10 protein-coding genes, 1 tRNA gene and 2 pseudogenes are annotated in these 11,758 nt (G+C 65.0%); 4 read left to right on the top strand and 9 right to left on the bottom strand.

Annotated elements, in window-relative coordinates; all coding sequences use genetic code 11:
* Positions 1–152 precede the first annotated feature (152 nt).
* Positions 153–1,397, top strand: a pseudogene (locus O9320_13045) (IS3 family transposase).
* Positions 1,398–1,774: 377 nt separating this feature from the next.
* Here O9320_13045 and O9320_13040 read toward each other — a convergent pair.
* The 8 genes from O9320_13040 to O9320_13005 all read right to left on the bottom strand — a co-directional run bounded on the left by O9320_13040 (position 1,775) and on the right by O9320_13005 (position 8,270).
* A tRNA-Glu gene (locus O9320_13040) sits at positions 1,775–1,850 on the bottom strand.
* Positions 1,851–1,896: 46 nt separating this feature from the next.
* Entirely contained in the window at positions 1,897–2,307 is a 411-nt protein-coding gene (locus tag O9320_13035) for an iron-sulfur cluster assembly scaffold protein (GenBank protein ID MCZ8311771.1), read from the bottom strand.
* Positions 2,304–3,500: a SufS family cysteine desulfurase gene (locus tag O9320_13030; protein ID MCZ8311770.1), complete on the bottom strand. Its 1,197-nt coding sequence runs from the start codon at positions 3,498–3,500 to the stop codon at positions 2,304–2,306. The genes O9320_13035 and O9320_13030 overlap by 4 nt, the downstream gene beginning before the upstream one ends.
* Complete coding sequence (locus O9320_13025) at positions 3,497–5,116, bottom strand: molybdopterin-binding/glycosyltransferase family 2 protein (GenBank protein ID MCZ8311769.1); 1,620 nt, start codon at positions 5,114–5,116, stop codon at positions 3,497–3,499. The genes O9320_13030 and O9320_13025 overlap by 4 nt, the downstream gene beginning before the upstream one ends.
* A gap of 5 nt (positions 5,117–5,121) precedes the next feature.
* On the bottom strand, positions 5,122–5,814 hold the full coding sequence (locus O9320_13020) for an XdhC family protein (protein ID MCZ8311768.1): 693 nt from the start codon (positions 5,812–5,814) through the stop codon (positions 5,122–5,124).
* 1 nt (position 5,815) lies between these two features.
* Positions 5,816–6,130 carry an XdhC family protein gene (locus O9320_13015; protein ID MCZ8311767.1) on the bottom strand — a complete coding sequence of 105 codons (315 nt, stop codon included), beginning with the start codon at positions 6,128–6,130 and terminating at the stop codon, positions 5,816–5,818.
* The gene (locus O9320_13010) at positions 6,127–7,371 is read right to left on the bottom strand and encodes a VWA domain-containing protein (GenBank protein MCZ8311766.1); all 1,245 of its coding nucleotides are present in this window, start codon (positions 7,369–7,371) and stop codon (positions 6,127–6,129) included. Before O9320_13010 ends, O9320_13015 begins: the two co-directional genes overlap by 4 nt.
* Entirely contained in the window at positions 7,368–8,270 is a 903-nt protein-coding gene (locus tag O9320_13005; protein MCZ8311765.1) for a MoxR family ATPase, read from the bottom strand. Before O9320_13005 ends, O9320_13010 begins: the two co-directional genes overlap by 4 nt.
* 108 nt (positions 8,271–8,378) lie before the next feature.
* Between O9320_13005 and O9320_13000 the strand changes: the two are divergent.
* From O9320_13000 to O9320_12990, 3 genes and pseudogenes are all read left to right on the top strand, one after another.
* A pseudogene (locus O9320_13000) lies at positions 8,379–8,789 on the top strand (ABC transporter ATP-binding protein).
* An 18-nt stretch (positions 8,790–8,807) separates the two neighbouring features.
* Positions 8,808–9,257 carry a cyanase gene (gene cynS / locus O9320_12995; protein MCZ8311764.1) on the top strand — a complete coding sequence of 150 codons (450 nt, stop codon included), beginning with the start codon at positions 8,808–8,810 and terminating at the stop codon, positions 9,255–9,257.
* A 43-nt stretch (positions 9,258–9,300) separates the two neighbouring features.
* The gene (locus tag O9320_12990; protein ID MCZ8311763.1) at positions 9,301–9,771 is read left to right on the top strand and encodes a PAS domain-containing protein; all 471 of its coding nucleotides are present in this window, start codon (positions 9,301–9,303) and stop codon (positions 9,769–9,771) included.
* A gap of 23 nt (positions 9,772–9,794) precedes the next feature.
* Here O9320_12990 and O9320_12985 read toward each other — a convergent pair whose 3' ends face one another.
* Complete coding sequence (locus tag O9320_12985) at positions 9,795–11,522, bottom strand: ATP-binding protein (GenBank protein MCZ8311762.1); 1,728 nt, start codon at positions 11,520–11,522, stop codon at positions 9,795–9,797.
* Positions 11,523–11,758: the final 236 nt, after the last annotated feature.

Below are 11,758 nucleotides of genomic sequence, written 5' to 3'. Positions count from 1 at the left end.
CGGGGGGCCGGCCGTCGAGATCGTGCTCCTGGAGTTGCACGATAACATCGAGATCGGACGGTCTAGCTACGCAATAGGCAATGCTCGTGGCCTGAGCCCGTGAAACCCGCCCACTGAGAAGTGTAGAGTCCGCCCGAAGAGAGGAGCGGACGATGAAGAAGAGCCGGTTTACGGAGGAGAAGATCATCGAGATTCTGAAGCTGCATGCGGCAGGCGGGAAAGTCGGCGAGTTGTGCCGGTAGCATGGGATCAGCGAGGCGACCCTCTACAACTGGAAAGCCAAGTACGGGGCGATGACGGTGTCTGAAGCCCGGCGGTTGAAGGTTCTGGAAGAGGAGAACCGCAAGCTGAAGAAGCTGCTGGCCGAGGCGATGCTGGACAACGCGGCGCTGAAGGATATTGCCTCGGGAGCCGCAGGCCAGCGCAGCAATACTTCTGAAGCCTGCGACGCGGCGACGGGCGGTGCAGCACACGATGTCGGCGCACGGACTGAGCCAGCGCCGCGCCTGCGGGCTTCTGGAGATGGATCGGACGAGCTTCTGGTACCGGTCGATGCGGCCGGACGATGCCGAGCTGCGCGCTCGGATGCGTGCGCTGGCGGCCGAGCGACGGCGGTTCGGCTATCGCCGACTGCGTTGGCTTCTCGAACGGGAGGGCGTTCGGATGAATCACAAACGCTTCCGGCGGCTATACGGCGAAGAGAAGCTGCAGGTTCAGCGCCGTCGTGGCCGACGCCGGGCCATTGGCGTTCGGGCTCCGCTGGCGTTGCCACAGGGCCCGAACCAGCGCTGGTCGCTGGACTTCGTTGCCGACCAGCTCACGACAGGTCGGCGGTTCCGTATCCTGACGGTCGTCGACGACTTCACGAATGAGAGCTTGGCGACGGTGCCGGATACGTCGATCACCGGGCGGCGTCTGGTCGCCGAGTTGGACAAGATCATCGAGCGGCGGGGCTAGCCGCTGTCGATCGTCAGCGACAACGGCGGCGAGATGACCAGCTGGGCCGTGGTGCAGTGGACGATGGAGACAGCATCGAATGGCATTACATCACGCCCGGCAAGCCGACGCAGAACGCGTTCATCGAAAGCTTCAACAGCAAGCTGCGCGACGAGTGCTTGAACGAGTACCTGTTCGGCTCGCTCGTCGATGCCATCGAGAAGATCGAAGCCTGGCGGATCGACTACAACACAGCCCGGCTGCACAGTTCGATCAACAACCAAACGCCGGCAGCCTTCGCTGCGGCAAGCGTCCTCGCGATGCAACGGGGCGAGAGACGCTGCGCTACCCACGGGGCTTCGCGCCTCGCCCCGTTGCCACAACCACCCAGACAGGGTCAAATAAGGAACAGACTCTATCTTCAACCGGGTGAGTTCACAGGCTCAAGCCACAGCATGTAAAACTATTTCCATCAGTTTTTATACTTTTTGTCTCCGCCGCGCCCGATTTTAAGACGCCTAGTGTTCAATAAGCGGGTCGTAAACCCCTCGATTGAACGAAATGGAGATATGCTATGCTCCCGTTAGACGTTAAGCCTTTGACGCTCACAATAAAATCAGTCGTTGCGACGACTGGTTTGTCGCGGACTCGTGTCTATCAACTGATATCCACAAACCAAATTCAGACTGTGAAAGTTGGACGCCGTCGGTTGGTCTTGCACGAGTCGCTTCGTGAATTCTTGTTATCAAAACGTACGTTTCGATAAATGACTTTTCCGTATGGATTCCGTACGAGCAAATGGTGATATGCTTGGGGGGATATAAGTCATTGAAATCGCTGGCGTTCCCTAGGGGATTCGAACCCCTGTATCCACCGTGAAAGGGTGGTGTCCTAGGCCTCTAGACGAAGGGAACTTGGGCCCGCAGAAGGCGCTCTATGTAGCGAGGTCGTTCGCGTAAATCAAGCCTCGAAGACGGGCTTGGCGGCGGCAAGCGGCAGGCGCACGCAATCGAGGCGGCTTGTGTGGCGGGCGACCGGCAAAAACGCCGCCCAAACGCCGTTTTCAGGGGTGTTTTCGCCCGCCAGCACCCGCGCCAGGGCGGCCTCGGCGGCAGCAAAGGCGGCCGGCCCCTGGCCCTCGACGCTGGCGGCGAGGGCCGCCGCCGCCGCCTGGCACAGCACGCAGCCGCGCACAAAATGGCCAATGCGGCGCACGCTGCCGTCCGCGGCACGGTCGATGTCGATCGTCACGCGGTCGCCGCACAAAGGATTGTCGCTGGTGTGGCTGTGCGTGGGGGCGTCGAGGCGCCCGGCATGGCGCCGGTCTTTGGCCAAAGCGAGAATCGCGTCGTGGTAGAGGGCGTCGCTCACAGCAGGATCTTTCGGACTTTCGCGAGCCCCTCGAAAAACGCATCGACGTCGCTGTCGTCGCTGTAGAGAGCCAGCGACGCGCGCGTCGTCCCGGCAAGGTCGAAGCGCTTGTGCAGCGGCTGCGCGCAATGATGGCCGCCGCGCAAGGCCACACCCGCGCTGTCCATGATCTGGCAGATATCGTGCGGATGCGCGCCCTCGAGGGCGAACGACACGACGGGCGCGCGCGCTTGCAGGCTTTGCGGCCCCAGCACGCGCACGCCGGGTGTAGCCGCAAGCCCGTCGAGCAGGCGCTGGCACAGACGCGCTTCGGCGGCTGCGATGTCGGCCCAGGGCAGGGCGCCGAGCCATCGGCACGCGGCCCCAAGCCCGATCGCAGCCCCGATGGGCGGGGTACCCGCTTCGAATTTCGCCGGGGCGGCGGCCCATGTGCTGTGCGCGAGTTCGACCTGCGCAATCATCTCGCCGCCGCCAAGAAAGGGCGGCATCGCGTCGAGCAATTCGGCGCGCGCCCAGAGGACCCCCACGCCATGCGGCGCAAATACCTTGTGGCCGCCGAACGCGTAGAAATCCACGCCCAATGCTTTGAGATCGAGCGGCCCGTGCGGGGCGCGTTGCGCGCCGTCGAGCAGCACGCGCGCACCCACTTTGGCGGCCGCCGCCACGACCGCGGCCACGTCGAGCACCGCTCCGGTCACGTTCGAGACATGGGCGAGCGACACGAGTTTTACGCACGCATCGAGTTTTGTTTCGAGCGCGGACAGATCGATGCGGCCTTCGGCATCGACATCGAGAAAGCGAAGCTCGACGCCGCTGCGCGCGGCGAGCATCTGCCACGGGACAAGATTGGAATGGTGCTCGAGGCCGCTCAGCAGCACGGCATCGCCCGGCCTCATCAATGCGCCGAAGGAATGCGCCACGAGATTGAGGGCGGCCGTGCAGCCGCTCGTGAACACGATCTCCGCCGGCGGCACGCCGAGATACGCAGCTACGTCGCTTCGTGCGGCGGCATAGGCGTCGGTTGCGGCTTCGGCCAGGCGATGCACGCCGCGTTTCACATTGGCTCGCGATGTGGTTTCGAACGCGCGCACCGCGTCGAGCACGGCCAGCGGCATTTGCGCCGTTGCCGCGGAATCGAGATAGGCAAGGCCCGGCGTGAGGATCGGGAACTGGCTGCGCAACGCTGCGGTCATGCGCTTTTCCCCTGTGCCGCGCGATAAGCACCGAGCGCTTCAGGCGTGTCGAGATCGGTCAGAACCCCGTCGTCGGGCATGTCGACTTCGCACACGGCATCTTCGTGGCGGCGAATGAGGCTGCGCGCACCCTGGTCGCCGTCGAGGGCGGCCATTTCGGGAAGATAGCGCCGCGCCCACAAGACCGGATTGCCGCGCTTGCCGTTGCGCGCGGCAACGCAGATCGCCCGGCCTTCGAGCGGCGAAAACGCGGCGATCAGCCGGTCGACATGGGCGGGCGTGACACCCGGCATGTCGGCGAGCAGCACCACGACACCGTCGCAATCGGCGGGGATCGCACCAAGCCCTGCGCGCAGCGAGCTTGCAAGGCCGCTCGCATAGTCGGGATTGTCGACGAGCGTTGCCGCGCGTCCTGCAAGGGCTGCACGCGCGCGGGCCGCCTCGTTGCCGAGCACCACGATCGTGGCGGCGGCTTGCGAGCCGGTCGCGGCTGCGACCGCATGGTCGATCAGGCTGCGCCCGTCGATCTCGACAAAAAGTTTGTTGGCGGGCGCCATGCGCGAAGACTTGCCGGCCGCCAGCACGAGTGCGGCGATGCGCGGTGCGGCTGGTGCGACCGCACCGGCGCGCGGTGTGGGGCGCGGAATTTCGGCGAGCAGACCGCCCACGCCCATTGCGGCGATCGCGGCTGCATCGACCTCGACCCCGGCGGCAAAACGCTGCAGCACCCAATCGAACCCGTTGAGCTTGGGCGAGCGCGCACAGCCGGGCAGGCCGATCACGCGCACCGGTCCGATGCGCCCCAGCAGCAGCAGATTGCCGGGATCGACCGGCATGCCGAAGCGCTCGATCTGGCCGCCGGCGGCGACGATCGCGGCCGGGATCACGTCGTGCCGATCGACGATGGCCGATGCGCCCAAAATCAGAATTGGATCGCACTTGGCTGTTGCTGCGGCGGCGATTTCGCGCGCGAGTGCGGCAACGTCGTGCGCTGTGCGGCGCACATGCGCAAGCGTGCCGCCAAGCGATGCCATCCGCGTGGCGGTCGCGGCTTCCGTACCGTCGAGCACGCTGTCCTTGATGCCGGGCAGGGTCGTCTGCACGAGTGCCGCACGCAACGCGCCATAGGGAGCCAACGCCACGACGGGTCGCTTTTCGGCGATCGCAATGCAGGCGGCCAGTGCTGCTTTGGGGGCGGCAAACGGAATGATCTTGATCGTGGCGAGCATGCCGCGCTGGGGTGCAGGCGCATAGTCGGCCAAGGTTGCGACGGTGACCGCTTCGTCGACCGCGTTGATCGCCGCGATGGCGGCGGCATCGATGCGCGCCAAACCGGGCTCTGCCGCAAACAGATTGCAGCGCCCCGTAAACGGAGCCGCCACAACAACGCCCGGCCCCGCGAGCGCTTGCGCAAGTGCGTGTGCGGCCGCGTCTTCGAGAACGTCGTTCGCGTCGAACTGGGCCGCGACAATTTCGGAAATACCTGCCGCGCGCAGCGCCGAGATATCGTCGGCCGACAGGCGGCGGCCTTTGCGAAAGGCGACACCCGGCCGTTTGAGGCTATGGGCGAGGACCGCCCCTTCGGCGCGGTCGAGCGGCAAGGTTCCGAACCGCAACGCCGTCAGGCTCCGCGCCGAACCTGGGTGATCTCGGCGACAATCGAGATCGCGATCTCGGCCGGCGACAATGCGCCGATCGCGAGGCCCACGGGGCCGCGAATGCGCTTGCGCGCGGCTTCGTCGAAGCCCTTGGCGGCGAGCCGCTCGAGGCGGGCCGCATGCGTCTTTCGCGAGCCGAGCGCGCCGACATAAAACGCGTTCGAGGCGAGGGCGGCTTCAAGGGCGGGATCGTCGATCTTGGGATCGTGCGTGAGCGTCACGATGGCCGTGCGCGCATCGGGCTTGAGCGCCGCCATGGCTTCGTCGGGCCACTCGGTCGTTACGGTGTAGCCGTCGAATTTCTGCGACGCCGCAAAGGCGCGGCGCGGATCGATGAGGGTGGTGCCGTAGCCCGCAAGGCTCGCCATGCGCGCGAGCGGTTCGGCGATATGCACCGCCCCCACGATCAGCAGGCGCGGCGGCGGGTTGAAGCTGTGGACGAAGATGGCACCCGCACCGGTCTGCAGCGTGCTGCTCTCGTCGCGTTTGAGCATCTCGATGGCCCCTGCCATCATGTCGATGTCGATGCAGAGCGGGCCTTCGCTTTCGCCGTCGAACACGAGCTTCTGTGCCCCACTGCGCAAATTCGTGACGAGGGCCACGGGCCGCTTGGCCGCGCGTGCGGCCTGGAGCTTTGTAAGAATGTCGGGCGTCATTTCAATCGAGCCTTTCCACGAAAACCTGCACCTTGCCGCCGCAGGCGAGGCCCACTTCCCAGGCCTGTTCGTTCGTCACGCCGAAATCGAGCAGGCGTGGCCGACCTGTGGCGATCGCATCGAGCGCTTCTTTGATGACGGCCCCTTCGATGCAGCCGCCCGAGACCGAGCCCACGAACTTGCCGCCCGCATCGACCGCGAGCTGCGAGCCGACGGGCCGCGGCGAGGAGCCCCAGGTCGAAACGACGGTGGCGATCGCCACACCATTTCCGCTCGCACGCCAGGTTGCGGCTTGTTCGAGAATGTCGTCGCTCATGCGGCAGCTCCCTTCCAGTGGAAATGGCCGTGCGCACGCGCCGTCGGCGCTTGGGCCAAAGCTTCGATCAGGCCTGCAAGGCTTGCAAGATTGTGGACCGGGCGGAATTCGTCGACATGCGGCAGCAAGGCCTTCACGCCGAGGGATTTGGGCGCAAAGCCGGCGTAGCGCAAGAGCGGGTTCAGCCAAATCAAGCGGCCGCAGGATTTGGCGAGCCGCTCGGCCTCGGCCGCAAGCCCTGCACCTGCCTCGCGGTCGAGCCCGTCGGTCACGAGCAGCACGGTCGGGCTACGCGCCAGCACGCGCCGTCCCCAGCGCCAGTTGAAATCGCGCAAGCAATGGCCAAGGCGTGTACCTCCCGACCAGTCTTCGACCTGGCCTGCGACTTGCGCCAAGGCGAGGTCGATGTCTTTGCGCCGCAACGCGCGTGTGACGTTCGTAAGCCTTGTACCGAACAAAAACACATGCACGCGCGCGCGGTCGTTGACCAGCATATGCACGAAATGCAGGAACATGCGCGCATAGCGCTCCATCGAGCCCGATATGTCGAGCAGCACCACCAAGGGCGGCGTTTCGACGCGCGGGGCGCGAAAGCGCAGTTGGGCAAGGTCGCCGCCGCTGCGCAGCATCGCGCGCAAGGTAGCGCGCGGATCGAGCCGATGGCCCAAAGCACTGGGGCGCGTGCGCCGTGTGCGCCGCGTGGGGAAGGCGCCACCGAGTTGCAGCATCGCGCGCTTGGCGGCTGCCATTTCCTCCGCCGACATTTGCTCGAAATCTTTGGACTGCAAGAGCTCGTTGTCCGACCACGTCATGGCGGCATCGAAATCGGTGCGGTCTTCGGGGGCATCGGCTTGTGCGGGCGGCGGGGGCGGGCGGTGGAAGGCTTCGGCCACGCGCCGCAATGTGGGGTCCGGCTGCAAATCCTCGGCGTCCGCGTCGGCAGCCTGCGGCAGCAGCATGCCCATGGCGCGCTCGAGCAGCTTGGGATCGCGCCAGAACAGGCCGAAAGCCTGGTCGAAGATCGGCTGCTGCTCGCGGCGATTGACCAGAGTGGCGTGCAGCGCCCAGTAGAGGTCCCGTTTGCGCTCGACGCCGACCACCGCCGCAGCACGTGCGGCTTCGATCGCACGCCCCGGCCCGACCGGCAGGCCCGCGGCGCGCAAAAGCCGCGTGAAATGCACGATATTGTCGAGCAGCAGGCCGGGTGCGGCGCCATTGTTGGTAGCGGGGGCTTCGGTCATTGGGCGGCTTCGGCCTCGACTTCCTTGAGGAGTTTGAGCGCCGTCGTGCCGCGCACCTTGGCGATGTCGTCTTGATACTTCAGCAAGGCACCCAGCGTGTCGTCGATCGTGGCGGGATCGAGTGCGATGCGGTCGAGCACGCCGAGCGCGTTGGTCCAGTCCAGCGTTTCGGCGACACCGGGCAGCTTGAACAATTCTTCGCGCCGGAGCTTCTGCACGAACGCAACGATCTGCGCCGAGAGTTTTTCGGGCACGCCTGGGCATTTGGCACGCACGATTTGGAGCTCGCGTGCGGCATCCGGGAAATCGACCCAGGCATAGAAGCAGCGGCGCTTCAGCGCATCGTGCACTTCGCGCGTGCGGTTGGAGGTGACGATGCACAAAGGTGCTGCGGGCGCCTTGATCGTACCCAGTTCCGGGATCGAGACCTGCCAGTCGCTGAGTACTTCGAGCAAATACGCCTCAAACGGCTCGTCGGCGCGGTCGAGCTCGTCGATCAGCAGCACGGGCGGGCCGGCGGGATCGGGGGCAAGGGCCTCGAGCAGCGGCCGGCGGATCAAGAAGCGTTCGGAGAAGATTTCCGTCTCGAGCCCGGCGGTGGCGCCCTTGCCGGCCTCGGCCAAGCGGATTTCCATCATCTGGCGCGGATAGTTCCATTCATAGACGGCACTGGCCGCATCGAGCCCCTCGTAGCATTGCAGGCGGATCAGCTTGCGGCCGAGGGATGCTGCCAGCACCTTGGCGATCTCGGTCTTGCCGGTCCCTGGCTCGCCCTCCAAAAACAGCGGCCGGCCGAGCTTCAGCGACAAAAACAGCGCCGTCGCAAGGCTGCGTTCTGCGACGTAACGTTGCGACGTCAGAAGGGCCAAAGTCTGGTCGATATCGGCGGGCAATTGCATCGTCAACTCATGGGGTTGGAGGTTGGAAGGAGCATCGCACAGCCGGGGCACGGCACGGAAGGGGGCAGGGTGCCGAAGGTGGGCGACGGTGGCATGGGAATTGCCTGCGTTTCTCGGTCGATCGAGCCCAAGATGCTGCTAATGGACGAACCCTTTTCCGCACTCGACGCGCTGACGCGCGGCACGCTGCAGGAAGAAGTGCTGCGCTTGTGCGCGGCCACGCAGCAGACGGTGTTCATGATCACGCACGACGTGGACGAGGCGATCCTACTCGCCGACCGCATCGTGCTGATGACGAACGGGCCTGAGGCCAAGATCGCCGAGATCGTGGTCAACACGCTGCCGCGCAACCGCACGCGCCACGACATCCACAAACACCCGCACTACTACGCGATCCGCAACCACATCGTCGATTTTCTGGTCGAACGCTCGCGCGGTTTTGCGTCGGCGATTCCGGCCGGGTACGACCCGCGCCGGCCGCCCGAAACCAGCCCCGGCACGCTGCGCGCGGCCAGTTGATTTCCAAAGGAGGAACCCATGAATGATGCCAAAGACAAACTCGGCGAGAAGATTCTCGCGATCAAAAAGAAGAAGAAGCTGAGCTGGAACAAGATCGCCGAGAAAATCGGCATGAACCCGGTTTGGACGACGGCGGCTCTGCTCGGCCAAATGTCGATGCTGCCCGAGCACGCGGCCAAGGCCGCCAAGCTGTTCGGCCTTTCGAAGGACGAGGCGGAGATCCTTTGCGAGATCCCGTATCGCGGCTCGCTGCCGCCGGGGCCGCCGACCGATCCGCTGATCTACCGCTTCTACGAACTCATCCAAGTCTACGGCACGACCTGGAAGGAGCTGATCCACGAAGAATTCGGCGATGGCATCATGTCGGCGATCGATTTCGAGATGGAGATGAAGCGCCTGCCCGATCCCAAGGGCGACCGCGTGAAGATCACGATGCACGGCAAGTTCCTGCCGTATCGGCGGTACTGAAGTCGGGCTGGACGGCGGCCATGGTCATACCTATTTAATCACCATGCCGCTGCCGTCCCCCGATTCCCTGCCCGAGAAACTCGCCGCCATCGCGGCCCACTGGCGCGGCCTCAAGCGCGAAGGCCACGACCTGCCGTTTTTTGCCGATTTCGAGCCGATGGCGGTCGCCCGGCTGTTGCCGAACATCTACCTGCTCGGCGTCGAGCACGAGCCGCTGCGCTTCCGTTTTCGCCTGCTCGGCGAAGCCGTGCTCGAAGCGGGCGCGCCGGGCCGACCGGGCCTCTATGTCGACGAATTGCCGCGCACGGGCACGCAATCCAATCTGCAGGCGAGCCTTGCGGCGGCCGTGGCAAGCCGCGCGCCCAATTGGTATCGCGGCCCGCCAACCTTGCAGCACCACGCCCATGTGACCGAGCTCGAAGGCGTGATGCTGCCCTTTGCCGCCGCCGACGGGCGCATCGAAGCTTTTTTGTGCCTGACACTCTACCGCTGGCAGAGCGGGCAGGAGACGTGAGAGGCGGGCGTCACGGCGTCCGGTCAGTCGGCCGCAGCAAAAACCAGCGTCGCGGTTGTGCCTCGATTCGGCTGGCTTTCTAGCAGCAGATCGGCGCCGAGCAGATCGGCAAGGGCTTGCGCGATCGGCAAGCCCAAGCCGATGCCGCCCTCGCGGACTGCGATGGCGCTGGGGGCGACGCGCATGAAAGGTTTGCGGGCATCTGCGAGTTCTTCGGCGGTCATGCCGATTCCAGTGTCGGTTACGCGAACATAGGAACGAGCCGAATCGTCCCGGCCACACGCCACCTCAATGCGCCCGCCGCGCGGGGTATATTTGATCGCGTTGTCCATTAGGTTGACGCAGATTTGGCGCAGCTTCGTCGCGTCGGCTGACACGAACAGGCCATGTTCGAGCACGAGCGACAGTTCGATATCTTTGCTCTCGGCGCGTGCGGAGACCATGCGCGCCGCAACGCCTGCGATTTCCGATAGCTCGACGCGTGCGATCACCAAGGTGAGGCTGCCCGCCCCCGCGCGCGCGTACTCGAGCAGATTGTCGATCATCGCAAGCTGGTAGCCGCCGGCCGCGACGATGTCGGCTAGATAGCTGATTTCGCGGTCGTTGAGCCGCCCGCCCGCCGTCGTTTGCAGCAGGCCCGCAAAACCCAAGACGGCGTTGAGGGGCGTTCGTAATTCGTGGCTAAGCTGCGCGAGGAATTCGGTTTTTGCCTGGTCCGCGCGCACGAGTTCGGCCATCGCTTTATCAAGCGCCAGCCCATGGCGCGTGAGATCGGCGTCCATGGTGCGCAGCGTTGCGGCGACGGCCTCGATTTCGGCGAAACCGAGGTCGCGCACCGCAGGCGCAGGTTTGCGCTCGCCGATCGTCGCGGCCAGATGGGCGACGCCGCCGAGTCCGGTTGTGATGCGATGCCACAGGATGAAGCCGAAAGCCAAAGAGAGAGATACTGCAACTGCACCGGACGCGAAGCTTGCGTGCTTGATTCCGCCCACCCAATCGTTGAATCCTAAACGCGGGACGTAGACCCCGATCGTCCAGGGTACGCCAGCCGCCCCGATGTCATCGCTGGCGAGAAGGTAGCGCCGTCGGTCGACCGCGATTTCCTGGAGGCGCGCGAATGGCGCAGCAAGTGCGGCCGCCATGGCGCGTGGATTTGTTCCGGTCGACACCGCGATCGGTTCTGCCGGCTCGGAGCGCACAAATGCACCAATGCCGCTGTCGCCGCGCACAGCTTGATCGAGACTGCGGGCCAGGGTTTCGACGGTCATATCGACACCCAAAACGCAGCTCGTCGAGGTGGCCGGGCATGCGACCACCCGCGCAAAGCTCAGTCCTACTTCACCGGTCGACCAATAGGCGTAGGGCGGCGACCAGGCGGCCACCCGGTTGAACGCCGCGGCGCGGTACCAAGGCCGTTCGCGCGGATCGAATTCGTCGGGCTGCGTGCTTGCGGGCGCAACATGCTCGTACCCTTCGCTCCAGAGTTCGATGCGGACGCTGCGCTCAACGCTGTCGGCGCCGATCTGGCGCGTTTCGAACGTGCCGTCCTGCACGCGGCGCACGAACTCGAACGATCCATCGGCACGTCCGAGGTAGACCGCGCGCAAACCCTCCCGACGTTGCAGCAGCTCGAAGAAGAATCTTTTCAGCGCGCCCGTATCTTTTTCGTCCACAAGACGCGATTCGATCATGCGTGCTGCGAAGCCAGCTTCGCTCTCGAACGCCGTGACGAAGTCGCGCGCGCTTTCCACAATGGCGGCAATTCGCTCGCGTGCATGCTGATCCGCTTCGCGGTCGGCCCGCGCGACAGCATCCCTGAAGCCCAGATATGAATAGGCAAGAAATACGATTGAAAACACGGCGGCGGCGCCGAGCGGAAGAAATACACGCAGAGAAAGCAGTCTTTCGGACGTATCGCGCGGCTTAGCCGAAGACATCCTGTCAACCACGCTGCCCCCCGATCAGCAGATGCAACGTGCGAACCATA

Origin of the sequence: Magnetospirillum sp., from assembly GCA_027532905.1 — a bacterium.
GTDB lineage: Bacteria > Pseudomonadota > Alphaproteobacteria > CACIAM-22H2 > CACIAM-22H2 > Tagaea.
This window is presented reverse-complemented; position numbering and strand designations above follow the sequence as displayed.

Bases quoted from the DNA above. Each gene is read 5' to 3' on its own strand.
- O9320_12990 (MCZ8311763.1), top strand. From the start codon at position 9,301: ATGCCGCTGCCGTCCCCCGATTCCCTGCCCGAGAAACTCGCCGCCATC.
- O9320_13020 (MCZ8311768.1), bottom strand. From the start codon at position 5,814: ATGACGCCCGACATTCTTACAAAGCTCCAGGCCGCACGCGCGGCCAAG.
- cynS (MCZ8311764.1), top strand. From the start codon at position 8,808: ATGAATGATGCCAAAGACAAACTCGGCGAGAAGATTCTCGCGATCAAA.
- O9320_13030 (MCZ8311770.1), bottom strand. From the start codon at position 3,500: ATGACCGCAGCGTTGCGCAGCCAGTTCCCGATCCTCACGCCGGGCCTT.
- O9320_13005 (MCZ8311765.1), bottom strand. From the start codon at position 8,270: ATGCAATTGCCCGCCGATATCGACCAGACTTTGGCCCTTCTGACGTCG.
- O9320_13010 (MCZ8311766.1), bottom strand. From the start codon at position 7,371: ATGACCGAAGCCCCCGCTACCAACAATGGCGCCGCACCCGGCCTGCTG.
- O9320_13015 (MCZ8311767.1), bottom strand. From the start codon at position 6,130: ATGAGCGACGACATTCTCGAACAAGCCGCAACCTGGCGTGCGAGCGGA.